Raw genomic sequence first — 22,335 nt, 5'->3', positions numbered from 1 at the left:
GGCCGCATGGCCGGTTTTTTTTGTGCCCCGCCGAGGGCGAACGGTGATGGGCTGCCGGTTCAGGCGGCGGGCCGGGGCGGTGCGATGCGCCCCAGGATGCGCTCGATCGTCACGCCGATGGCCAGCACCTTGCGGTCGTCGCCCGGCAGGCCGTCGATCTCGACGCCCACCGGCAAGCCTTCCGGCGACAAGCCCGCCGGCACGCTCAGCCCCGGCAAGCCGGCGTTGCTGCCGGGATCGACGTTGCGGGCCAGGCGGCTGAAGCTCTCGAAGCTGCTGGCCTCCGGCGTGGCCAGCATCGGCAGGATCGGCAACGTCGGAAACAGCAGGCCGTCCAGCGCGTGTTCCTGGAACGCGCGGCGGTACACGTCAATCAATGCGTCGCGCTGCTCTGCGATGACGCGGTCGTATATTGGCTTTAGCGGCAGAAGCTGGCCGTCCGGGGTGGGCAGCACGCCCGGCACGATCAGCCCGTCGAAAATGGCCTTGACGTCGGGGCTTGAGATCTGCGCCACCACTTCGTCGAAGCTTACGCCCGTGTCGTAGCGTTGCAGGTAGGCGGTCAGGTCGGGCTTCTGCTCGTACAGGCACAGCGGCATGCCGACGGCGGCGTTGGCGGCCGGCAGATCGGGCATGTCGATGTCTATCAGCTGCACGCCGGCGTCGCGCAATGCGGCCAGGGCGGTGTCCATGACCGTGCGCACGGAAGGGTCCAGGTCAGCCCAGAAATAGCGGGCCAGACCCAGGCGCACGCTCGCGGGCGGCAGGGCCGCCAGCGGCTCGGCGTCGTCCGCCAGCACGGCGTCCAGCAGCACGATGTCTGCCATGCAGTTGGCGATCGGCCCCGGCGTGTCTCGTGTGTGCGAGATGGGCGTGATGGCCGCCCCGTCGTAGCGGCCGACCGATGGCCGGAAGCCCGCGGCACCGTTGACGGCGGCCGGCAGGCGCACGGAGGCGCCGGTGTCGGTGCCCAGGGCGGCGGGCGTCAGCCGCGCGCCCACGGCCGCGCCGCTGCCCGACGACGAGCCGCCGGCAATGCGGCGGCTGTCGTAGGCGTTGCGCGTGCCCTCGCCGTGCGTGCCGGGGAAGGCAGTGTTGTAGCCGGATACGCCAAAGGCCAGCTCGTGCATGTTGGTTTTGCCGATGATGACGGCGCCGGCGGCGCGCAGGCGCTGCACGACCGGGGCGTCCTGCGCGGGGTGGAACTGTTTAAGGGCCGGGGTGCCGGCGGTGTTGGGCAGGCCGGCCACATGGATGTTGTCCTTGATGGCGATGGGTACGCCGCCCAGCGGCGCGGCGGCCTGGCTGGCCGGGGGCGGCGCGGCGTCGTAGGCGCGGGCCTGGGCCAGCGCCCCGGCGTGGTCGACGGTGATGAAGGCATTGAGCATGCCGTGGGCATCGATGCGGTCCAGGCACGCCTGGGTCAGCGCCAGGCTGGTGAGGCGGCCTTCACGGACCTGGGCGGCGGCCTCGGTAACGGTCAGGCCGGCCAAGGTATCGCCGCCGGGCGAGTGGGGCGGGGGCTTGACGGACAATGGCTGCCTGGACGTATCGGACATGACGCTTCCTTATCTGCACGGAGGGATTCTGTTGGACTGCCATCTATACAGGGTTCCTGCCGCCGCTGTCGACCCCCGCCGCCCTCCTTGCCGTCACCCTGCGCACCAATGGTTTACCAATTTGATACTGGTAAACCATTATGGTGAAAATTGGTGAACCACTTATGATTTGGTCTAACCACTTTTGATATCCATGACACTTCAACTGATCCCCAAACCCGAAGAGCCGGCCAGCAAGCCGGTGGCGGACCGCGCCTATGTGCGGCTGGCCGCCCAGATCCAGGCCCTGGTCGCGCAAGGCGAGTTCGCCGTCGGCAAGCGTTTGCCGGCTGAACGCGCGCTGGCCGAACGCTTTGACGTCAGCCGCACCGCGCTGCGCGAAGCCATCATCGCGCTGGAACTGCAGGGGGTGGTGGAAGTCCGGGGCGGATCGGGCATCTACGTCTGTGAGCCCAAGCCTGGCATTGCCCGTTTGCCGGCGGCTCAGGAAGCCGGGGCGGGGCCGTTCGAGTTGTTGCGGGCGCGTTGCCTGATCGAATCCGAAATCGCCGCGCTTGCCGCCACGACCCGCAACGACGCGGATCTGGACCGCATCTTTGAAGCGCTGACGACAATGCGCGAGCAGATGATGGACAAGGCGGCCAATGAAGAAGCCGACCGCCGCTTTCACCTGTACATCGCGCAGTCCACGGGCAACAGCGTGCTGCTGGCCACGGTGACGTCGATGTGGGATCAGGCCCAGGGGCCGATCTGGGAAAAGATCGAACAGCATTTTCATACGCAGGAGTTGCGGCACGCGTCGCAGGAAGACCATCAGCGCATCTTCAGCGCGCTGGTGGCCGGCGACGCGCAGGCGGCGCGGCAGGCGATGCGCGCTCACCTTGAGCGCGTGATCGGGGAATTTGCGCAGGGGTGGCGTTGACCCGGTAGCGCAAGGCGGACAGGCAGGCTGCCCCCGGCAGAGCGCGGAAGATAACCGCGCCCCGGATCCGGGCTTTTCAAGTTCAGGAGACAAGCAATGCAGCAACAGAACAAGGGGAGCCGCGCGTGGGCCCGATGGGCGGCGGCCGCAATGCTGGCGATGTCGTTGCCGGCGGCCGCGCAAGGCGGCGCGGCGGCTGTGTCCGGCCCGCCGGCGGCAGGGCAAAGCCCGCGCGTCGACGCCATCCGCAAGGCGGGTGAACTGCGGGTCGGCGTCCTGCAGAACGCGCCCTGGCTGATCCAGGACTTGTCGGGCAAAAGCGGCGAAGCCTGGAGCGGTCCGGCCTGGCTGCTGGCCAAGGAATACGCGCGCCAACTGGGCGTCAAACTGACCGCGGTGCCCGTTTCGCACGAAACCAAGGTGCCCGTGCTGGCTGCCAATCAAGTCGATATGACCATCAGCCCGCTGGCCGAGACGGCCGAGCGCCTGAAGGTCGTGGATTTCGTGCTGTATTCCGCCACCAGCGTCTGCATGTTCGGCCGCGCCGGCAACGACAAACTGACCCGCGCCAAGACGGTCGAAGACCTGAACCAGCCGGACGTCACGATCGCGTACTTCACCGGCGGCGCCGAAGAGGCCTGGGTGAAAGAACGTTTTCCCAAGGCGCGGCTGCGCGCCGTCGCCAACTCTGGCGCCACCGCGCCCATCGAAGAGATCATGGCCAAGCGCGCCGACGCGGCGCCAATCAACCGCGTGCCGTGGGTGGGGCTGAACCGCAAGGTACGAGGCCTGGTGGTGTTTCCCGCCGAAGCCAATTGCCAGCAAAGCACGGAAAAGGCCTCGCCCGTGGGGCTGGCGATCGACAAGAACCAACCCGGCTACCTGGCCTGGCTGCGGCAGGTGGCGGCGACGATGAAGCCCGCGCTGGATGCGGACGAAATGCGCATCATCGAACAGACCCCGTAGGCCGTCCGGCCATTCCCCTTTTCAACCGGCACGCGCCCGGCGCGTGCAGATCTGGCGATTCCGCCGGTGCGTCAACACGCCGGTACCCGGCGCGCCGCCCTCGTGCGGCGGACGGCCGGGCACCCTCTAGGAGACTTTGCATGCAACCCCGATTCCCCTCGCGCCTGACCGCCGCCCGCCTGTTCCTGTCCGCCGCGATGCTGGCGGGCGCGGCCGCGGCGCACGCGCAGACGCCGCCCGCGCCCGGCGAAAGCCCCCGCATCGACGCGATCCGCAAGGCGGGCGTGCTGCGGGTCGGTGTGGTCAACAACCCGCCCTGGCTGGTGCAGAACACGACCGGTTCGGGCGAACCGTGGATGGGGTCTTCGTGGCTGCTGGGCAAGGAATTCGCGCGCTTGCTGGAGGTGAAGATCGTGCCCGTGCAGGTCAGCCATGAGACCAAGGTGCCTGCGCTGATCGCCAACCAGATGGACATCATGATCGGCCCGCTGAACCAGAACGCCGAGCGCGCCAAGATCATCGATTTCGTGACCTTCTCCAACACCAGCGTCTGCATGTTCGGGTTGGCGTCGAATCCGAAATTCACCAACGCCACCAAGGTCGAAGACTTCAACCAGCCCGGCATCACGATGGCCTACTTCTCCGGCGCGGGCGAAGAGCCGCTGGTGCTGCAGAACTTTCCCAACGCCAAACTGCGCGGGGTGACGAATTCGGGGTCGGTCGCGCCCATCGAGGAAGTGCTGGCCGGCCGTTCGGACGTGGCGCCGCTGAACCGCATGCTGTGGCCCAACATCAGCAAGAAGGTCAAGGGCCTGGCCGTGTTCCCGAAAGAAAACGATTGCCAGGACAGCAAGATCTTCGCGATTGACGCGGGCATGGGCGTGGCCAAGGATCAAGCCGTCTACCTGGACTGGCTGCGCAAAGTGGAAGCGCGCATGCACCCCGAACTGGCGGCGGAAGAACGCCGCATGACGCAAACCCTGAAATAAGGCGGCCATCATGTTGAATTGCGCGATTCATGGCGCCCAGGACCTGCGCCTGGACGAACAGCAGCCCGAGGCCCTGGGCCCCACGCAAGTGCGGGTGGGCATCAAGGCCGTGGGCATCTGCGGATCGGATCTGCACTACTACCGCCACGGCAAAGTGGGCGATTTCGTCATCCGCGAACCGCTGACGCCGGGGCACGAGGCGTCGGGCCAGGTGCTGGAGGTGGGCACGGCCGTCACCGCCGTCAAGCCGGGCGACCGCGTGGCGCTGGATCCGGCGCGTACCTGCGGGCTCTGCCGCTATTGCCGCCAGGGCGATTCCAACCACTGCGAGTCGGTGTTCTTTTTCGGTAGCGCCAGCCGCTATCCGCACATGCAGGGCGCGATGCGCGAACAGGTGGTGGTGCAGGAAAAGCAATGCCTGCCGGTGCCCGACAGCCTGTCGTTTGAACTCGCCGCATTCGGCGAGCCGCTGGCCGTGGCGCTGCACGCCGTGCGCAGCGCGGGGACGCTGCTGGGCAAGACGGTCATGGTGGTGGGAGCCGGGCCGATCGGCGCATTGATTCTGATGGCGGCGCGTCTGGCGGGAGCCAGCCAGGTGATCGTGGTGGACATCGTCGACGAGACGCTGGCCACCTGCGTGCGGGTGGGCGCCACGCACACCATCAACGTTGCCCGCGATCCGGGCGCGATCGAGGAACTGGCGGCGGGCAAGGGGTCGGTCGACGTCTGCTTCGAGGCGTCCGGCAACTATGCCGGCCTGGCCAATTGCATCCGGGCGACGCGTCCGCGCGGCGTCATCGTGACGGTGGGCACGCTTAGCGGCAGCAGCGAGCAATGTCCGTTCAACCAGATCATGGTCAAGAGCTTGTCGGTCATCGGCAGCTTCCGTTTCGTGGACGAATACGCCTGGGCCGTGGACTACCTGAGCCGCGGGCTGCTGGACGTGTCGCCATTGTTGACGGCGGCGGTGCCGGTAGCCCGCGTGCATGACGCATTCGCGCTGGCGGCCGACCGCCATCAGGCCATGAAAGTGATGGTGACGTTCTGACGCGCGCGTCGCCGTCGGCCGTCTAGTTTCACGGAGACACCATGGATTTTGATTTTTCCCCCCTTGTCGAGAACTGGCGATTCTTCGCCGGCGGCCTTGGCATCACCGTGGCGCTCAGTGCCATCACCGCAGTGTCCAGCATCCTGCTGGGCTTGGTGATCGCGCTGCTGCGCCTGTACGGGCCGCGCTGGCTGCGGGTGCTGTTGGTGTTCTATATCGACAGCATGCGCGCCATCCCCGTGTTGGTGGTGCTGGTCTGGATCTACTTCGCTTTTCCGCTGCTGGCCGGCATCAACTTCGCGCCTTTCTGGGCGGCGCTGGTGGCGCTGACCCTGCATATCGCGGCCTATTCGGCCGAGGTGATCCGCGCGGGCATCGAGTCGGTGCGGCCCGGGCAGATGCGCGCCGGCCTGGCGTTGGGCATGTCGCGAGCCCAGGCGCTGCGCAAGATCATCCTTCCGCAAGCCACTATCCGCATGTTGCCGGCCTTCGGTTCGGTGCTGACGCTGGCCATCAAGGACACGGCGATCGCCACCGTGATCGCGGTGCCTGAACTGATGCACAAAGCCGAAACCATCGCGGGGCAAAGCTACCGGCCTATCGAGGTGTTCACGGCCGTCATCGTGGCGTACTTCGTGATCTTGTTCCCGGTCACGCGCGGCGTGGACCGGCTGTATCAACGCTACGCACACCTGGGGCGCTCATGAATCTGGACTGGGGAATCATCTGGAATTCGCGCGATGCCCTGCTGCAAGGCGCCGCGATGACCATCATGTTGACGGTGGTGACGATGGCGCTTGCCGTGCCCGGCGGCATCGTGCTTGCGCTGATGCGCCTGTCATCGAATCGCGTTGCCAACGGGGTGGCCGTGGCCATCGTGGAGTTCTTCCGGAATCTGCCGCTGATCCTGGTGATCTATTGGGCGTTCTACGTGATGCCGATGGCGCTGGACGTGCAGTTCTCTGCCGTCACCACCGCGCTGGTGGCGCTGGTGCTGAACGTGTCGGCCTACAACTCCGAGACCTTTCGCGCCGGCATCAATTCCATCCGCAAGGGCCAGATGGAGGCGGCGCTGGCGATGGGCATGTCGCGCCGCCAGGCCATGTTCAAGGTGCTGATCCCGCAGGCGGGGCGCCGCATCCTGCCGGTGCTGGCCAGCACCTGGATCTCGCTGTTCAAGGATACGTCGCTGGTGTCGGTGATCGCGGTAAGCGAATTGGCCTATGCCTCGATGCAGGTGCGCGCGCAGAGCTTCCGCGTGCTGGAAATGCTGACCGCGATGGCGGTGATCTATTGGCTGATGGGATATCCCCAGGCCAAGCTGGTCGACTGGATCCATCGCAAATACGGAGTCAAGGAATGAATGACATGATCCTGGAGCAAGCGCCTGTGGCAGCAGATGCCGCGTTGGCGGGGCGCAAGGGCGCGGACCAGCCGCCCGTACTGGTCTATGAAAACGTGCGCAAGGTCTACGGCGACTTCGTGGCGCTTGCCGACGTGTCGCTGCAAGTGAACAAGGGCGAGGTAATGTGCCTGATCGGCCCGTCCGGTTCCGGAAAATCCACGCTTCTGCGTTGCACCAACGCGCTGGAAAAGCTGGACGGCGGCCGCGTGTTGCTGGACGGCGTGGCGCTGCCGGAATCCGAATCCGACGTGCGTCGCGTGCGCCAGCGCATGGGCATGGTGTTCCAGAGCTTTGAGCTCTTCCCGCACAAGTCGGCGCTGGATAACGTGGCGATGGGGCCGATCACGGTGCTGGGCATGACGCCCGACGCCGCCCGGGCCCGGGCGATGGCCTTGCTGGAGAAGGTGGGCCTGGCCTCCAAGGCGGGCAACTTTCCCGCCAACTTGTCCGGCGGCCAGCAGCAACGCGTGGCCATTGCACGCGCGTTGGCGATGGAACCCGAAGTGATGTTGTTCGATGAACCCACGTCGGCGCTGGACCCGGAAACGGTGGGCGAAGTGCTGAACGTGATGAAGAAGCTGGCGCAGGAAGGCATGACGATGATCGTCGTGACCCACGAGATGAGTTTTGCGCGGCGCGTGGCCAATTGGGTGGTGGTGTTCGAGAACGGCGCCATCCTGGAGCAAGGCCCGCCCACGCAGATTTTCGACAACCCGCAAGTCGCCCGCACCCGCGACTTTCTCAGCCACCTGGGCTGGGAAGGCTAGGGCCCTTTCCCGTCTCTACGGAAACCAAGAAATGAAAATTACGAACGCACGCGTGATTGTTTGTTCGCCGGGCCGCAATTTCGTGACCCTGAAAATCGAAACCGACCAGGGCTTGACCGGCATCGGCGACGCGACCCTGAACGGGCGCGAACTGGCCGTGTCGGCGTACCTGACCGAGCACGTGATTCCCTGCCTGATCGGGCGCGATGCGCATCAGATCGAAGACATCTGGCAGTACCTGTACAAGGGCGCGTACTGGCGCCGGGGGCCGGTCACCATGACCGCCATCGCCGCCGTGGATACGGCGCTGTGGGATTTGAAGGCCAAGGCGGCCGGCTTGCCGCTGTATCAGCTGCTGGGCGGCAAGAGCCGCAGCGGCGTGATGGTCTACGGCCACGCCAATGGGTCGGACATCGAGCACACGGTGGATGAAGTGCTGCGCTATGCCGACATGGGCTACCGCGCCATCCGCGCGCAAAGCGGCGTGCCGGGCCTGGACAAGGTCTACGGCGTGGGCCGCGGCAACCTGTTCTATGAACCCGCCGATGCCGACCTGCCCAGCGAGCACGACTGGTCCACCGAAAAGTACCTGCGCCACGCGCCGAAACTATTCGAACGCATCCGCGAGAAGCTGGGGTTCGACCATCACCTGCTGCACGACGTGCACCATCGCCTGACGCCGATCGAAGCCGGCCGCCTGGGCAAGTCGCTGGAACCCTACAGCCTGTTCTGGATGGAAGACGCGACGCCAGCCGAGAACCAGGATGCTTTCCGTCTGATCCGGCAGCACACCACCACGCCGCTGGCCGTGGGCGAGATCTTCAATTCGATCTGGGACTGCAAAGACTTGGTGCAGAACCAGCTGATCGACTACATCCGGACCACCGTGGTGCATGCGGGCGGCATCACGCACCTGCGCCGCATCGCGGACCTGGCCTCGCTGTATCAGGTGCGCACGGGCTGCCACGGCGCTACCGACCTGTCGCCGGTCTGCATGGGCGCGGCCCTGCACTTCGACCTGTGGGTGCCCAACTTCGGCATCCAGGAATACATGCGCCACACGGACGAGACGGACGCGGTCTTCCCGCATGCGTATACGTTTGACCAGGGCATGCTGTATCCGGGCGACGTGCCCGGCCACGGCGTCGACATCGATGAGAAGCTGGCCGCCAAGTATCCGTACAAGCGCGCCTATCTGCCGGTCAACCGCTTGCAGCAGGACGGAACGCTATGGAACTGGTAGCGGCCGGCGCAACGCGCTTGTCGGCCCGGCGCCTGGCCGCACTGCCGCACGCCGTGGCGCGGCCCGGTTATGAACGGGCCGACCTGCGCCTGGGCATCGTCCATCTGGGCCTGGGCGCGTTCGCGCGGGCCCATCTGGCCGCCGTGAACGAAGCCGCGCTGCATGCGGGCGCGGACCGCGATTGGGGCATATGCGGCGTGTCGCTGCGCCAGGCCGATACGCGCGATGCGCTGGCGCCGCAGGACGGTCTGTACGCCTTGGCCTTGCGCAGCGCCGACGGGCAGGGCACGCCGCGCCAGCAGCTCGCGGTCATCGGCTGCCTGCTGGAAACGCTTGTCGCGCCGGAAGACCCGCAGGCCGTGCTGGCGCGCATTGCGCATGCGGATACGCGCATTGTCAGCGTCACGGTCACCGAGAAAGGCTATTGCCATGATCCCGCCAGCGGCCAACTCAACCTGGGCCATCCCGACATCGTGCACGATCTGGGCCAGCCCTTGGCGCCGCGCAGCACCATCGGTTTCCTGGTGTGGGGCCTGCAACAGCGGCGGGCGGCGGGGCGCGGCCCCGTCACGTTGATGTCGCTGGACAACCTGCCCAGCAATGGTCACCTGCTGCGCGGCATGGTGCTGGCATTCGCAGAGCAGGTCGATCGCGCATTGGCGGCATGGATCGCGTCGTCCTGCGCCTTTCCCTGCTCGATGGTGGATCGCATCGTGCCCCGCACGACGGACGAAGACCGGCGCGGCGTCGCCGACGCGCTGGGCTTGCATGACGCCTGGCCGGTGCTGGCCGAACCCTATCTGGAATGGGTGGTGGAAGACCGCTTCGCCGCAGGCAGGCCAGACTGGGCGGCAGGCGGCGCGCGCTTCGTGGCCGAGGCCGCGCCCTTTGAAACCCTGAAGCTGCGCACGGTCAATGGCGCGCATTCGGCGCTGGCCTATCTGTCGGTGATGGCGGGCTGGACCACCGTGGACCAGGCGATGGCGCAGCCGCCGCTGAAAGCCTATCTGGCGGCGCTGCTGCAGGACGAGATCGTGCCGACGCTGCCGGCATTGCCCGGCCTGGACCTGGCGCAATATCAGGCTCGCTTGCTGGAACGGTACGAGAACCCGGCGCTTAAGCACCAGACCCGGCAGATTGCGATGGACGGTTCGCAGAAACTGCCGCAGCGCCTGCTGGACACCGTGCGCGCGCGGCTGGCGGCGGAGCAGCCCATTCCTGGCCTGGCGCTGGCCGTGGCGGCATGGTTGCACTTCTTGCGGGGCGTCGATCAGGCCGGACGCCGCTACGACATCCAGGACCCCATGGCCGCCGTGCTGGCGCGCCAGCATGCGTTGGCGGAAGCGGCGGCCGAACGGTCCGGCGCGGGGCCGGCGGCGATGTTGGCCTGGACGGAAGTATGGACGGGCCTGGCGCCCGTATTCGGGGACTTGGGGCAGGACCCGCGTTTCGTGCGCGCCGTGGCCCAGGCGGCGCAATCCCTGCGCAGCTTGGGTGTGGCCGGCGCGCTGGCGGCGTGGGCGCCGCCTGCGGGCCGCTGATACAGGAGGCTGGAACGGTCAGGATTTTCTGCCTGCCTGTTCAGCCCCACTGCTTAGCCGACTGCTCAACCCGGCTTCTTCACCACGATCGTTGCCGTATCGCTGGTGAAAGAGCCGTCTTCCTGCACGTCGAAGTGCGCGCGCACCACATCCGGCGCGATGGAGAACATGTGGCGCAGGGCCGCCACCAGCGTGTCCGGCGTGCGCATGCGCGTGACCCAGGTCTGGAATTCCAGCGGCAGGCGGCGCGGCGACAGCCCTTGCAGGGTGAAGCCGGCCTCGGTCAGCATGCGCGTCCATTCGGCCACCGAATAGTCCCGCACGTGGGACGTGTCGCGCAGCACTTCGATGGTTTGCAGCCAGGTATCCAGCAACGGCTCGCCTGGCGACACCACGTCGGCGAACACGGCGACGCCGCCCGGCTTGAGCACGCGGAAGGCTTCACGAAGGCCACGTCCGGCGTCTTGCCAATGGTGGGTGGAATAGCGCGACATCACCAGATCGAATTCGCCGTCGCCGAACGGCAGGTATTCGGCCTTGCCCTGACAGGTCGTCAGGTTGGCCAGCCCGCGCTTGGCGGCTTCGGCCGCCACCACGTCCAGCATCTGCTGAGACAGGTCATACGCCGTGACGTGCCGGGCGTCCGACGCGACGTGAAAGCTGACGTGCCCGCCGCCACAGCCCAGGTCCAGCACGCGCGCATCGGGGTGCTGGCGGGCAATGCCGGCCATCTGCAGCAGGTCTTCACCCTGGGCGTGGACGGCGCTGGTCAGGTAGGCGGTGGCGCGGGGGCTGAATTGGCGGTCGACGGCGGCGTCGTGCGTACTGGCGGTCATGGAAATCCTTAAGGGGGCGAGTGCGGGAAAGCAGATGCAGGCGCTAAGATAGGCGGGTCCGTATACACGTACAAGACCATTGTTTATCCTGGTATGACTACTTCCCCCCTTGGCAGCGCCTCCCATCAGGACGGTTCCCCGTTGCGCCGGCAGGCGCTGGGCGAATTCGTCCGCAGCGCCCGTTCCCGCATCACGCCCCAGATGGCCGGGCTGCCCGAAGGCATGCGTCGCCGCACGCCGGGTCTGCGCCGCGAGGAAGTCGCGCAACTGTGCGGCATCAGCGTGACCTGGTACACCTGGATCGAGCAGGGGCGGGAAGTCTCGGTGTCGCCGTCGGTCTGGTCGCGCATCGCGGGCGTGCTGCAACTGGCGCGCGCGGAACGGGCCTACCTGTTCGACCTGGCCGATTGCGCGGATCCGCAGCATGCTCGCGACGACGCGGGCGCGGCGCCCGGACCGTTGCAGGAATGCGTGAACGCCATCGGCGCACCGGCCTACGTGCTGGACCGCGCCTGGAATGTGCTGGCCTACAACGAGCCGCTGCGCGACCTGTTCGACGATTGGCCCACCCGGGATCACGAGCCGAACTTGCTGCGCTACATTTTCATGGACCCGGCCGCCCGCGAACTGGTGGTGGACTGGGACCAGCGCGCGCGCCGCGTCGTGGCCGAATTCCGCGCGGATGCCGGCGCGCACCTGGATGAGCCGGCGGTACTGGCGCTGCTGGATACACTAAGCCGCCAGAGCTCCGTGTTCGCCCATTGGTGGACGCGCCACGCCGTGGTGGAACGCGAGGGCGGCCTGCGTGAATTCCAGCATCCCCGGGACGGCAAGCTGGCGTTCCAGCAGATTACGTTCCGGCTGGCGACCCATCCGGACCTGAAACTGGTGATGCTGTTGAGCGGGGCGGCGCAAGAGGCCCTTTGAACCGCCGCGCGCGGGCTACTTCGCCAGTCCGTGGTCGATCAGATAGCGGACGAGGAATTCGCCGTGCCCTTCGATGTCGCGGCGGATTTCGCGCACCACGGCTTCGATGTCGCCGGTTTCCAGCCCGGCAATGATGCCCTCGTGCGGATGCGGGCCGGGCAGGGTGGGAAAGGGCGGGGTGTACAGGTACGACAGGTAGGACGCCGTCTGGACCCACAGGTTTTCGATCATCGACAACAAGTGCGGCATTTGCGCCGCCGAGTACAGCGCGAAGTGGAAGTCGAAATTGCGCGCCAGCACCGGCGCCATCAACTGCTGCTGCCGGCTTGCCATCAGGTTGCCGTGGATGCCGCGCAATTCGGCGATCAATGCGGGCGTGGCCAGCGGGGCCGCGCGCCGCGCCGCGAAGCACTCCAGCTCCAGCCGGATACTGCGCAATTCCTGCAACTGCGCCACCGTCAGCTCGGGCACCTTGACCGACTTGCCCGGGCTGAGCGTCAAGGCGCGTTCAGACACCAGTTGAAGCAGCGCTTCGCGCACGGGCGTCTGGCTGACGCCCAAGGTGTCGGTGATCGAGCGCAGCGTGATGGTGTCGCCCGGGCGCAATTCGCCCATCATGATCTTCTGCTTGATCTCGCGATAGATGCGGGCGGTCATGTTTTCCCGCTGCATGGGCGCCAAATTGATGGTCATCCTGTGTTCCTGGTCGGCCGGGCCGGGGCATGCCCTGCTGGCAGCGGCCCGCGCTGCGCGATTCTACCGTCCCCGTGCACGCGCTTTACATTTTATAAAAAATAAAATAATTGACCGGCGCTTTGGCTTCATAATATATTTTATAAAATATAAACAGGAGGCAAAATGTCCACGCTACATCCCTTGAGCGCGCCCGGGCTGAACAATCACGGCACCGTGGCGCATCTGATCGCGAAGGCGCTGATACGCCATGGCGTGACCCACGTATTCGGTCAGAGCCTGCCCAGCATGCTGCACCTGGCTTGCGAAGAATTGGGGCTGACCCAGGTGGCCTACCGTAGCGAGAACGCGGGCGGCTACATGGCCGACGCCTATGCTCGCATCACGGGAAAGCCCGCCATCGTGACCGCGCAGAACGGGCCGGCGGCCACGCTGCTGGTGCCCCCGCTGGCCGAAGCGCTGAAAGTGTCGATCCCCGTCATCGCGCTCGTCCAGGACGTCAACCGCGACCAGACCGATAAGAACGCCTTTCAGGAATTCGACCACCTGGCGCTGTTCGCCTCCTGCACCAAGTGGGTACGCCGGGTCACCGAGGCCTCGCGGGTCGAGGACTATGTGGACCAGGCTTTCGCCATCGCCTGCTCGGGCCGCCCCGGTCCCGTCGCCTTGATGCTGCCGGCGGATCTGCTGAACGAGGCGGCCGCGGCGTCGCAACGCCATGCCAGCCTGGGGCATTTCCCGTTGGACCGCACGGTGGCCGCGAGCGATGCCGTGAAGGCGGCGGCAGACTTGCTGGCCGGGGCGCAGCGGCCGGTCGTGGTGGCCGGCGGCGGCGTGCATGTATCCGGCGCCAGCCAAGCGCTGGCCGCCTTGCAGGAAGCGGCCCACCTGCCCGTGGGCACCACGGTCATGGGCAAGGGCGCCACCGACGAACGGCATCCGCTGTCGCTGGGCGTCGTCGGCTACTTCATGGGCCCCAATGGCGCCAGCCGCGACCTGCGCCCGCTGATCGCCGATGCCGATGTCGTACTGCTGGTAGGAACGCGCACCAACCAGAACGCCACCGATTCCTGGAAGTTGTATCCCAAGCACGCCCGCTACATCCATATCGATGTCGACGGGGCCGAAATCGGCCGAAACTACGAAGCGCTGCGTTTGGCGGGCGACGCGCGTGAAACGCTGTTGGCGCTGGCGCGTGAACTGGGCAGCCGCGACCTGTCCGCCGCGCAAACGCGCCGAGCAGGCCTGGAAGCCGCCATCGAATCGGGCAAGGCGTCTTCCTGGGAAGCGTCGCGCGCCGTTCGCTTGTCGGACCAGCAGCCGATCCGCCCCGAACGGCTGCTAGAGGAAATCCGCCATGACGTGGACGAAAACACCATCGTGGTTGCCGACGCCAGTTATTCCTCAATCTGGATCGCCAATTACCTGACCTCGCTCGCGCCCGGGATGCGTTTCTTGACGCCGCGCGGGTTGGCCGGGCTGGGCTGGGGCTTTCCGATGGCCATGGGCGCCAAGGTGGCCAGGCCGGACGCGCACGTGGTTTGCGTGGTGGGCGACGGCGGGTTCGGCCACGTGTGGTCCGAACTGGAAACCGCCCGCCGCATGGGCATCAAGGTGACGCTGGTCGTCATCAACAACGGCATCCTGGGCTTTCAGAAGCACGCCGAAAACGTGAAGTTCGGCGCGCATACGTCGGCCGTCCATTTCCATCCGGTGGACCATGCCGCCGTGGCGCGGGCGGCGGGCTGCCTGGGCGTGCGCGTCGAAGCGCCGGCGGACCTGGCCGGCGCGCTGCGCGACGCGCGCAACGCCGAACTGACGACACTGATCGAAGTCATGTGCGACGAAAACGCGTTCCCGCCCATCACCTTCTTCACGGCGGAATCGGCATGAAACAGGATCCGAGCAAAGTCGCGCTGGTCACCGGCGCGGGCCGCGGCATCGGCCTGGAGGTGGCTCGCCTGATGCTGGCCAAGGGCTATCGCGTGCTGGCCGTCAGCCGCGAGGGCGTGGACGCGCAACGGCTGGGCGGCGCCTGCGCGCAGCTTCGCACCGAGCAAGCCGACGTGACCGACTACGCCGCCATGCAGGCCGTGGTGGACCGTGCGCGCGAGCAGTGGGGGCCGGTGTCGGTATTGATGAACAACGCGGGCATCTCGCCCAAGCAGGCGGACGGAAATTCCGCCGGCATTCTGGACATCACGCCCGAAGAATGGGAATCGGTGCTGCAGGTGAACCTGACGTCGATCCTGCGCCTGTGCCAGATGGTGCTGCCGGGCATGCGCGAGCAGGGCTGGGGCCGCATCGTCAACGTGTCGTCGTTGGCGGGCCGCGCCAAGTCGCTGGTGGCCGGCGGCAGCTACATGGCTTCCAAGGCGGGCGTGCTGGGCCTGACCCGCGCCATCGCCGCCGAGATGGGCCCCCACGGAATCACGGCCAACGCCATCACGCCGGGGCGCATCCTGACCGACATGGCACAGCAGGCCGCGCCGTCCGTGAACGAGAACTACGCGGCGCAAATCCCCGTCCGCCGTCTGGGAACGCCCGAAGAGGTGGCCGCGGCGATGGTGTTCCTGGCCGCGGAGGAGGCGGGCTTCATCAACGGCGCCATCCTCGACATCAATGGCGGCTTCTACATGCCGTAAGCATGCCGCACCCATAAAAAACACAGGAGACAAACATGAAAACAGCATCGATGCTGGCGGCGCTGACCGCCGCCGCGATAAGCATGACGGCCGCGCCGGCAATGGCTTGGCCCGACAAGGAAGTGACGCTGACGGTGAACTACGGTGCCGGCGGCAACACGGATGTCGCCAGCCGCGAACTGGCTCGCGCGATGGAGGCGGACCTGGGCCGCGCCGTGGTGGTCTTTAACCGCCCCGGCGCGCTGGGCACCATCGGCCCCGGCTATGTGGCCAAGCAGCAGGCCGACGGCTACAACGTGGGCGTGGTGACGTTGTCGTCCATTGCCATCATGCCGCACTTGATGACCATTCCCTACGCCGCGCGCGATTTCGATTTCGTGGCCGCCTATGGCCGCTACCGCTACGGGGTCGTGGTGCGCGCGGACTCGCCGTACAAGAGCGTGGCCGATCTGGTCACGGCGGCCAAGCAAGGCCCCGGCATTTTCTTCGGCGCGCCGTCCGCGCCCAACAACCTGGCCATGTTCGATCTGGGCCGGGTCACGGGCGCGAAGTTCGAGCAGGTGTCGTACAAATCGGGCAGTGAAACCGTATCGGCATTGCTGAGCAAACAGGTCGATGCCATCGTCCAGAACCCCTCGGACGTCATAAGCTATATCCAGGCAGGCCGCCTGCGCCTGCTGGCCTCGGCCAGCCCGATCCGATGGTCCGAGTTCCCGGATGTGCCTACCTTGAAAGAGGCGGGCTACAACGTGGAAATCGACTCGTGGCTGGGGTTGGCGGTGCCCAAGGGAACGCCGGAAGCCGTCCGCGCCCGCCTGGAGCAATCGGCCAAGACGGCGGTGGCCTCCGACCGCTTGCAGCAGACCTACAAGCAACTGGGCGTGGACCCGGTGTGGATGTCGGGACAGGACTACGCCAAGATGGTCGACACCACCTACGACCAGATGGGCCGCGCCATCAAGGCGGCCAACCTGCCGCGCATGACCAACTAGGCGGCGCAACGGCCGTCGCGCGGCGCCGCGGCGGCTATCGTGGGTCGGCCGGGAACAGGCTGTCTTGCATCCCGGCCTCGACCAGTCCTTGCAGCAGTTTCTTGACCGGCGCGGGCAGCGCCATCGACGCCAGCTTGTCCGCATGCACCCAGCGTTCCGGCAATGCCGCTTCGCGCAGGCTGGCCGCACGCACCGGCACCAGCCACGGCCGGATGTGCAGGCGGTAGTGCGTGAAGGTGTGGGCAAAAGCCGCAAGCTCGAAGCGTTGTTCGGGTTCCAGGCCCAGCGCGCGCGAGGCGGTGTCGGGGTCGCCCGCCACATCGAATTCGGGCAGGCTCCACAGCCCGCCCCAGATGCCGGGTTCGGGCCGCTGCTGCAGCAGGAACGCCCCTTGATGCTGCAACACCAACATACAGGTCTCGCGTTCCGGAATCGCCTTGCGCACTTTTGGCGTGGGCAGTTCGGCCTGTCGGCCCTCGCGGCGGGCGACGCACGTTTGCGCCACCGGGCACTTGTCGCATGCCGGTTTGCCGCGCGTGCACAGCGTGGCGCCCAAGTCCATCAGACCCTGCGTGTAGGCGGCCATGTCCAGGCCGGGGGCGGCCTCGACCTGCGCGTCGGCCAGCGCCCATAGCCGCGTGTCGACGTCCCGCTTGGAGGGATCGCCGGCGATGCCGAAGTGGCGGGTGAACACGCGCTTGACGTTGCCGTCCAGGATGGGCGAACGCTCGCCGTAGGCGAACGCCGCGATCGCCGCCGCCGTGGACCGGCCGATGCCGGGCAGGGTGGCGATGGCTTGCGCGGTGGGCGGGAAACGGCCGCCCCAATCGCGGGCGATCTCTTGCGCGCAACGGTGCAGGTTGCGCGCGCGGGCGTAGTAGCCCAGCCCGGCCCAGTACGGCATCACGTCTTCCTGCGCGGCGGCGGCCAGCGCGGCCACGTCCGGGAAACGCTGCAGGAAGCGGTCGTAATAGGGGATGACGGTGGCCACCTGCGTCTGCTGCAGCATGATCTCGGACAGCCAGATCCGATACGGGTCACGCGTGTTTTGCCAGGGCAGGTCATGGCGGCCATGCTGGCGTTGCCAAGCGACGATACAAGGGGCGAATTCCATGCCGCACATTATCGCATCGCCCCCTTGCCGGGCTTGGGGCGACCGGTTACAACTAACCAGGGCCTTGTGGTGCTGACAGGCTCTTCCTAGAGCGCGAAAGCGCCATCACTTCACTTTCACGGCCCTTGTTGGCCCGCGGGCGCGCGCAGCGCGGCACGCGAAGCTGGTGGGGGCATCCAGGATCTTGGAGTTGAGACATGAATGCCCCCTTGTCGCCCGCCTTGCGCGCCGCGCTCGAATCCGTCCAGCTGGACGACAAATACACCCTTGAGTCCGGCCGCGCCTGGATGAGCGGCATCCACGCCCTGGTCCGCCTGCCCATGATGCAGCGCGTGCGGGACGCGCGGGCGGGGCTGAACACGGCGGGCTTCGTGTCCGGCTACCGCGGCTCGCCCTTGGGCGGGGTGGACCAGAACATGTGGAAGGCGGCCAAGTACCTGAAGGCCCATCATGTTGAGTTCCAGCCGGGCATCAACGAAGACCTGGCCGCCACCGCCGTCTGGGGATCCCAGCAGGTCAATCTGTTCCCGGGCGCCAAGTACGACGGCGTCTTCGGCATGTGGTACGGCAAGGGCCCTGGCGTGGACCGCTGCGGCGACGTCTTCAAGCACGCCAATGCGGCGGGCACGTCGCGGCATGGCGGCGTGCTGGTGGTGGCGGGCGACGATCATCCGGCCAAGTCTTCGACGCTGCCGCATCAAAGCGACCACATCCTGAAGGCCTGCATGATCCCGGCGCTGTTTCCGGCCAGCGTCCAGGAAGTCCTGGATTTCGGCCTGCATGGCTGGGCCATGAGCCGCTATGCCGGCGTGTGGGTGGGCATGAAGTGCATCACCGACATCGTGGAAGTGTCGGCGTCGGTGGACGTGGATCCGCACCGTGTGCAGATCCAATTGCCCGAAGACTTCCTGATGCCGCCCGACGGCCTGAACATCCGGATACCCGATACGCCGTTGCAGCAAGAGGCCCGGCTGCTGGACTACAAACTGTACGCCGCGCTGGCCTACGCCCGCGCCAACAAGCTCAACCGCGAGCTCTGGCACGTGCCCCAGCGCGATGCGCGCTTCGGCATCATGACGTCCGGCAAGGCTTATCTGGACACGCGCCAGGCCTTGTCGGACCTGGGGTTGACCGAAGCCGTCTGCCAGCGCATCGGCGTGCGCCTGTTCAAGGTGGGCATGGTCTGGCCGCTGGAGTCCACCGGCATGCAGCAGTTCGCCGAAGGCCTGGACGAGATTCTGGTCGTCGAGGAAAAGCGTCAGGTGTTGGAATACCAGTTGAAGGAAGAGCTGTTCAGCTGGATCGGCAGCGGCAAGAAGATCCCCCGCGTGGCGGGTAAGTTCGACGACAAGGACGGCGGGGAATGGTCCGTGCCGCAGGGAAATTGGCTGCTGCCCGCGCACTACGAGTTTTCGCCGGCGATGGTTGCGAAGGCGATCGCGGCACGCCTGTTGCGCTTTGAATTGCCCGAGGATGTACGCGCCGGCATCCTGGCCCGGCTGGATTTCATCAACGGCCGTGAACAGGTCCTGGCGCGTCCGCGCGTCGTCGAAGAGCGTAAGCCCTGGTTCTGTTCGGGCTGTCCGCATAACACGTCGACCCGCGTGCCCGAAGGGTCGCGCGGCATGGCGGGCATCGGTTGCCATTACATGGTGCGGTGGATGGACCGCAACACCGAGGTCTATACCCAGATGGGCGGCGAGGGCGTGCCGTGGGTGGGCCAGGCGCCGTTCACCGAGGAAAAGCACGTGTTCGCCAACCTGGGCGACGGCACGTACTTCCATTCCGGCTTGCTGGCCATACGCGCGGCCGTGGCCGCCAAGGTGCCGATCACCTACAAGATCCTGTTCAACGACGCCGTCGCCATGACGGGCGGGCAGCCTGTCGACGGCCCGATCAGTGTCCCGATGATCAGTCGCCAGATGGCTGCCGAAGGCATCGACAAGATCGTCATCGTGACGGACGACCCCGACAAGTACAACGATGTCTCGGACCTGGCGCCGGGTGTGCCGGTGATGCACCGCGACGAACTCGACGCGGTGATGCGCGATCTGCGCGAGCATCCGGGCGTGTCGGTGCTGATCTACGACCAGACGTGCGCCACGGAAAAGCGCCGCCGCCGCAAGCGCAACGCCTATCCCGATCCGGCGCGCCGCGTCGTCATCAATGAACGCGTCTGCGAAGGCTGCGGTGATTGCTCGCAGAAGTCCCATTGCCTGTCGGTCGAACCGCTGGAAACGGAGTTCGGCCGCAAGCGCGCCATCAATCAATCCAGCTGCAATAAAGACTTCTCCTGTCTGAAGGGCTTCTGCCCCAGCTTCGTGACGGTGGAAGGCGGCAAGCTGAGAAAGCCAAAGGCGCTGTCGCAAGAGGGCGTCATCGACGAAGGCGTGCCCGCGCCACGCGCGGCCGTGCTGGACCAGCCGTATGGCGTTTTCATCGCGGGCGTTGGCGGCACGGGCGTCGTCACCATCGGCCAACTACTGGGCATGGCGGCGCACCTGGAAGGCAAGGGCTGTTCGGTGCTGGACATGGCGGGCCTGGCGCAAAAGGGCGGCGCTGTGTATTCCCATGTGGTGCTGGCGCAGTCGCCCGACCATCTGATGAACACGCGCGTCGCCATGGGCGAGGCCGACCTGCTGCTGGCCGGCGACCTGGTGGTTGCCACCAGTGCGGACAGCATGGCGCGCGTGCGACCCGGGCGCACCCGCGTGCTGCTGAACCGCGACAACGCGCCGACCGCCGCCTTTGTCTCCAACCCTGATTGGACATTGCCGGGCGCCAACCTGACCGCCGACCTGCAAGCCGCCTGCGGCAAGGAGAATCTGCATAAGGTGGACGCGGCGGCGATGGCGGTTGTCTTGTTGGGAGATGCGATCTACGCCAATCCCCTGATGATGGGCTACGCCTACCAGAAGGGCTGGATCCCGCTGTCTCAAGAGGCGCTGCTGCGGGCGATAGCGTTGAACGGCCAGCAAGTCGCCACCAACCAGGCTGCCTTCGCGTGGGGCCGACGCGCCGCGCACGACATGGCCGATGTGATGCGCGTGCTGGCCAACGGCGGCATGCCCATCGCACCACCCGAAGACATCATCGAGATCAAGCGCCCGCGCGTGGCCCCGGTCACGGATTTGAAGAAGCCCTCGGGTGAACTGGCGCAGCTGGTCGCGGTGCGCAAAGCGTTTCTGGCGCAATATCAGAACGAGGCCTACGCGAAGCAATACACGGATCTGGTGGACAGGGTCGCCCGGGCGGAACAGGACGCCACCGGCACGAACCGCCTGGCGATCGCCGTGGCGCGCAACTATTTCAAGCTGATGGCATACAAGGACGAGTACGAAGTAGCCCGCCTGTACTCGGACGGCGAGTTCGTGAAGAAAATCGGCGAACAGTTCGAAGGCGACTGGAAGCTGCGCTTTCACCTGGCCCCGCCGCTGTTCGCCCGCCGCGACCCGCAGGGCCATCTGATCAAGCGCAGCTACGGGCCGGGCATGCTGAAGGTGTTCGCGGTGCTGGCGAAAATGCGGCGGTTGCGCGGCAGCCGGCTGGACCCGTTCGGCTATACGGCGGAAAGGCGCGCGGAACGCGAACTGATCCGCGAATATCGGGAAACAATGACGGCGATTTTGTCGAAATTGAATCGCGGCAATCTCGACAAGGCCGTGACGTTAGCGGGTCTGCCCGAAGAGATCAGAGGCTACGGACATATCAAAGAGGCGGCGATGGAGAAGGTGGCGGGGAAGCGAGAGGAGCTGCTGAAGGAGTTTAGTGCTCGTGTGGTGGCTATTGGGGTTCGGGCGGCTTGAAGATTTTTTTGGGGTGTTTGATGGTGGCGGGGGGGGGTGGAGGCAGGGGGGGATGGAGGCGGCGCCGGGAGGGGTGTTTGATGGCGATGGCGGGGTTCTTGAGACGCCCGTCGCGTCGGTGGCCGGTGGGACGCGGGTCAACGATTGCGGTCCGGAGCCTTCGCTCCGGACTGCCCCCTCGTCATCCTCGTCACTGCCTTTGGCAGTTCCTTCGGATTCCCTCGGGCTTATCGACGCCCCGCGCCCCACCGGCCACCGACGCGACGGGCTCTGTCAGGTGTAATTTCACGTCAGCTGGGGCGGGCGGTTTGCGTAGGGTTCTTCTCCACGCGGTGGGGGTGGAGGAGGATCTTGCGGTGCCCGCTCCCGGCCGGCCGCGCGGGCGGCCTTTGGGAGCTTACGCGGTGTCTTGCGTCGTGATGATGCTGACCGTGCGCCGTAGGATGGGTGGAGTGCGTTCGGGTAGGCCCGAGCACGCGGACGCATGCCGCACGTAACCCATCACGCATGACGCCGATCCATGCACATAAGGAGGCATCGCATCGATGCATGCCCACATGATGGGTTGCGCGCGATTGGCGTTACCGTTCTTATACAGGGTTCCCCGCGCTCCACCCATCCTACGATTGAAGGCCAATGCGCCATAGGAGACGAATTCGCGGTTGACGATCAATGCGCCGTCGGAGATGAATTCGTGGTTGGCGATCAACGCGCCATCGGATATGAATTCGCGGTTGATGATCAATGCGCCGTCGGAGATGAATTCACCGTTGACGATAATTCGTCAGAAGCGACATCGCCGGAACCCATCACCGGCCTCCCTTTTAGACGGGTGGCGCGCGTACAGGTGCGAAAAAAGCAAGCAACTATCTGCCGCGCGCC

The 22,335-nt window shown here is 66.3% G+C and carries 19 protein-coding genes; 15 read left to right on the top strand and 4 right to left on the bottom strand.

Annotated elements, in window-relative coordinates:
- Positions 1-59: 59 nt before the first annotated feature.
- Complete coding sequence (gene iaaH / locus ACI0FO_RS17885; RefSeq protein ID WP_416028740.1) at positions 60-1,559, bottom strand: indoleacetamide hydrolase; 1,500 nt, start codon at positions 1,557-1,559, stop codon at positions 60-62.
- Between the two features lie 193 nt (positions 1,560-1,752).
- On the opposite strand from iaaH, the gene ACI0FO_RS17880 reads away from it, so the two are divergent.
- From ACI0FO_RS17880 to ACI0FO_RS17840, 9 genes are all read left to right on the top strand, one after another.
- Entirely contained in the window at positions 1,753-2,481 is a 729-nt protein-coding gene (locus tag ACI0FO_RS17880) for a FadR/GntR family transcriptional regulator (protein ID WP_416028739.1), read from the top strand.
- Between the two features lie 96 nt (positions 2,482-2,577).
- Positions 2,578-3,447: a substrate-binding periplasmic protein gene (locus tag ACI0FO_RS17875; RefSeq protein WP_416028738.1), complete on the top strand. Its 870-nt coding sequence runs from the start codon at positions 2,578-2,580 to the stop codon at positions 3,445-3,447.
- 140 nt (positions 3,448-3,587) lie between these two features.
- A complete protein-coding gene (locus ACI0FO_RS17870) occupies positions 3,588-4,436 on the top strand; it encodes a transporter substrate-binding domain-containing protein (RefSeq protein WP_416028736.1) in 849 nt (282 codons plus the stop codon).
- 10 nt (positions 4,437-4,446) lie between these two features.
- A complete protein-coding gene (locus ACI0FO_RS17865; RefSeq protein WP_416028734.1) occupies positions 4,447-5,484 on the top strand; it encodes an L-idonate 5-dehydrogenase in 1,038 nt (345 codons plus the stop codon).
- A 41-nt stretch (positions 5,485-5,525) separates the two neighbouring features.
- Positions 5,526-6,191 carry an amino acid ABC transporter permease gene (locus ACI0FO_RS17860; protein WP_105559455.1) on the top strand — a complete coding sequence of 222 codons (666 nt, stop codon included), beginning with the start codon at positions 5,526-5,528 and terminating at the stop codon, positions 6,189-6,191.
- On the top strand, positions 6,188-6,847 hold the full coding sequence (locus ACI0FO_RS17855; RefSeq protein WP_105559454.1) for an amino acid ABC transporter permease: 660 nt from the start codon (positions 6,188-6,190) through the stop codon (positions 6,845-6,847). Before ACI0FO_RS17860 ends, ACI0FO_RS17855 begins: the two co-directional genes overlap by 4 nt.
- Entirely contained in the window at positions 6,844-7,656 is an 813-nt protein-coding gene (locus tag ACI0FO_RS17850) for an amino acid ABC transporter ATP-binding protein (RefSeq protein ID WP_416028732.1), read from the top strand. The genes ACI0FO_RS17855 and ACI0FO_RS17850 overlap by 4 nt, the downstream gene beginning before the upstream one ends.
- 31 nt (positions 7,657-7,687) lie before the next feature.
- Positions 7,688-8,899 carry a D-mannonate dehydratase ManD gene (manD, locus tag ACI0FO_RS17845; RefSeq protein ID WP_416028730.1) on the top strand — a complete coding sequence of 404 codons (1,212 nt, stop codon included), beginning with the start codon at positions 7,688-7,690 and terminating at the stop codon, positions 8,897-8,899.
- Positions 8,887-10,440 carry a mannitol dehydrogenase family protein gene (locus ACI0FO_RS17840; RefSeq protein WP_416028728.1) on the top strand — a complete coding sequence of 518 codons (1,554 nt, stop codon included), beginning with the start codon at positions 8,887-8,889 and terminating at the stop codon, positions 10,438-10,440. The genes manD and ACI0FO_RS17840 overlap by 13 nt, the downstream gene beginning before the upstream one ends.
- Before the next feature lie 65 nt (positions 10,441-10,505).
- On the opposite strand, the gene ACI0FO_RS17835 is transcribed toward ACI0FO_RS17840, so the two are convergent.
- Positions 10,506-11,276 carry a class I SAM-dependent methyltransferase gene (locus ACI0FO_RS17835; protein WP_416028726.1) on the bottom strand — a complete coding sequence of 257 codons (771 nt, stop codon included), beginning with the start codon at positions 11,274-11,276 and terminating at the stop codon, positions 10,506-10,508.
- Between the two features lie 93 nt (positions 11,277-11,369).
- On the opposite strand from ACI0FO_RS17835, the gene ACI0FO_RS17830 reads away from it, so the two are divergent.
- Complete coding sequence (locus ACI0FO_RS17830) at positions 11,370-12,203, top strand: helix-turn-helix transcriptional regulator (RefSeq protein WP_416028725.1); 834 nt, start codon at positions 11,370-11,372, stop codon at positions 12,201-12,203.
- A 15-nt stretch (positions 12,204-12,218) separates the two neighbouring features.
- Here ACI0FO_RS17830 and ACI0FO_RS17825 read toward each other — a convergent pair whose 3' ends face one another.
- Positions 12,219-12,896: a GntR family transcriptional regulator gene (locus tag ACI0FO_RS17825; RefSeq protein ID WP_416028723.1), complete on the bottom strand. Its 678-nt coding sequence runs from the start codon at positions 12,894-12,896 to the stop codon at positions 12,219-12,221.
- Positions 12,897-13,061: 165 nt separating this feature from the next.
- On the opposite strand from ACI0FO_RS17825, the gene ACI0FO_RS17820 reads away from it, so the two are divergent.
- The 3 genes from ACI0FO_RS17820 to ACI0FO_RS17810 are packed head-to-tail and all read left to right on the top strand — an operon-like array spanning position 13,062 to position 16,533.
- Positions 13,062-14,789, top strand: a complete 1,728-nt coding sequence (locus ACI0FO_RS17820) for an acetolactate synthase catalytic subunit (RefSeq protein WP_416028721.1) — start codon at positions 13,062-13,064, stop codon at positions 14,787-14,789.
- Complete coding sequence (locus ACI0FO_RS17815) at positions 14,786-15,541, top strand: 3-oxoacyl-ACP reductase (protein WP_416028720.1); 756 nt, start codon at positions 14,786-14,788, stop codon at positions 15,539-15,541. Before ACI0FO_RS17820 ends, ACI0FO_RS17815 begins: the two co-directional genes overlap by 4 nt.
- A gap of 35 nt (positions 15,542-15,576) precedes the next feature.
- A complete protein-coding gene (locus tag ACI0FO_RS17810) occupies positions 15,577-16,533 on the top strand; it encodes a Bug family tripartite tricarboxylate transporter substrate binding protein (protein WP_416028718.1) in 957 nt (318 codons plus the stop codon).
- Between the two features lie 34 nt (positions 16,534-16,567).
- Here the strand turns inward: ACI0FO_RS17810 and mutY are convergent, their stop codons facing one another.
- Positions 16,568-17,656, bottom strand: coding sequence for an A/G-specific adenine glycosylase (gene mutY, locus ACI0FO_RS17805; protein WP_416028717.1), 1,089 nt, complete (start codon positions 17,654-17,656; stop codon positions 16,568-16,570).
- Between the two features lie 188 nt (positions 17,657-17,844).
- Here mutY and ACI0FO_RS17800 point away from each other — a divergent pair, with 188 nt between their 5' ends.
- Together ACI0FO_RS17800 and ACI0FO_RS17795 are read left to right on the top strand one after the other, a co-directional pair.
- On the top strand, positions 17,845-21,453 hold the full coding sequence (locus tag ACI0FO_RS17800) for an indolepyruvate ferredoxin oxidoreductase family protein (RefSeq protein ID WP_416028715.1): 3,609 nt from the start codon (positions 17,845-17,847) through the stop codon (positions 21,451-21,453).
- Positions 21,454-22,147: 694 nt separating this feature from the next.
- Positions 22,148-22,335, top strand: a 188-nt coding sequence (locus ACI0FO_RS17795; RefSeq protein WP_416028713.1) for a hypothetical protein, incomplete at its 3' end; no start/stop codon positions are given.

Origin of the sequence: Achromobacter marplatensis, assembly GCF_049060505.1 — a bacterium.
GTDB classification, from domain to species: Bacteria; Pseudomonadota; Gammaproteobacteria; order Burkholderiales; family Burkholderiaceae_B; genus Achromobacter; species Achromobacter marplatensis_A.
Note: the sequence above shows the minus strand (reverse complement) of the source record. Positions and strands in the feature narration are given on the sequence as shown.

What these genes read in the sequence shown, in the direction of transcription:
- iaaH (WP_416028740.1), bottom strand. Translation starts at nt 1,559, where the DNA reads ATGTCCGATACGTCCAGGCAGCCATTGTCCGTCAAGCCCCCGCCCCAC.
- ACI0FO_RS17880 (WP_416028739.1), top strand. Translation starts at nt 1,753, where the DNA reads ATGACACTTCAACTGATCCCCAAACCCGAAGAGCCGGCCAGCAAGCCG.
- ACI0FO_RS17875 (WP_416028738.1), top strand. Translation starts at nt 2,578, where the DNA reads ATGCAGCAACAGAACAAGGGGAGCCGCGCGTGGGCCCGATGGGCGGCG.
- ACI0FO_RS17870 (WP_416028736.1), top strand. Translation starts at nt 3,588, where the DNA reads ATGCAACCCCGATTCCCCTCGCGCCTGACCGCCGCCCGCCTGTTCCTG.
- ACI0FO_RS17865 (WP_416028734.1), top strand. Translation starts at nt 4,447, where the DNA reads ATGTTGAATTGCGCGATTCATGGCGCCCAGGACCTGCGCCTGGACGAA.
- ACI0FO_RS17860 (WP_105559455.1), top strand. Translation starts at nt 5,526, where the DNA reads ATGGATTTTGATTTTTCCCCCCTTGTCGAGAACTGGCGATTCTTCGCC.
- ACI0FO_RS17855 (WP_105559454.1), top strand. Translation starts at nt 6,188, where the DNA reads ATGAATCTGGACTGGGGAATCATCTGGAATTCGCGCGATGCCCTGCTG.
- ACI0FO_RS17850 (WP_416028732.1), top strand. Translation starts at nt 6,844, where the DNA reads ATGAATGACATGATCCTGGAGCAAGCGCCTGTGGCAGCAGATGCCGCG.
- manD (WP_416028730.1), top strand. Translation starts at nt 7,688, where the DNA reads ATGAAAATTACGAACGCACGCGTGATTGTTTGTTCGCCGGGCCGCAAT.
- ACI0FO_RS17840 (WP_416028728.1), top strand. Translation starts at nt 8,887, where the DNA reads ATGGAACTGGTAGCGGCCGGCGCAACGCGCTTGTCGGCCCGGCGCCTG.
- ACI0FO_RS17835 (WP_416028726.1), bottom strand. Translation starts at nt 11,276, where the DNA reads ATGACCGCCAGTACGCACGACGCCGCCGTCGACCGCCAATTCAGCCCC.
- ACI0FO_RS17830 (WP_416028725.1), top strand. Translation starts at nt 11,370, where the DNA reads ATGACTACTTCCCCCCTTGGCAGCGCCTCCCATCAGGACGGTTCCCCG.
- ACI0FO_RS17825 (WP_416028723.1), bottom strand. Translation starts at nt 12,896, where the DNA reads ATGACCATCAATTTGGCGCCCATGCAGCGGGAAAACATGACCGCCCGC.
- ACI0FO_RS17820 (WP_416028721.1), top strand. Translation starts at nt 13,062, where the DNA reads ATGTCCACGCTACATCCCTTGAGCGCGCCCGGGCTGAACAATCACGGC.
- ACI0FO_RS17815 (WP_416028720.1), top strand. Translation starts at nt 14,786, where the DNA reads ATGAAACAGGATCCGAGCAAAGTCGCGCTGGTCACCGGCGCGGGCCGC.
- ACI0FO_RS17810 (WP_416028718.1), top strand. Translation starts at nt 15,577, where the DNA reads ATGAAAACAGCATCGATGCTGGCGGCGCTGACCGCCGCCGCGATAAGC.
- mutY (WP_416028717.1), bottom strand. Translation starts at nt 17,656, where the DNA reads ATGTGCGGCATGGAATTCGCCCCTTGTATCGTCGCTTGGCAACGCCAG.
- ACI0FO_RS17800 (WP_416028715.1), top strand. Translation starts at nt 17,845, where the DNA reads ATGAATGCCCCCTTGTCGCCCGCCTTGCGCGCCGCGCTCGAATCCGTC.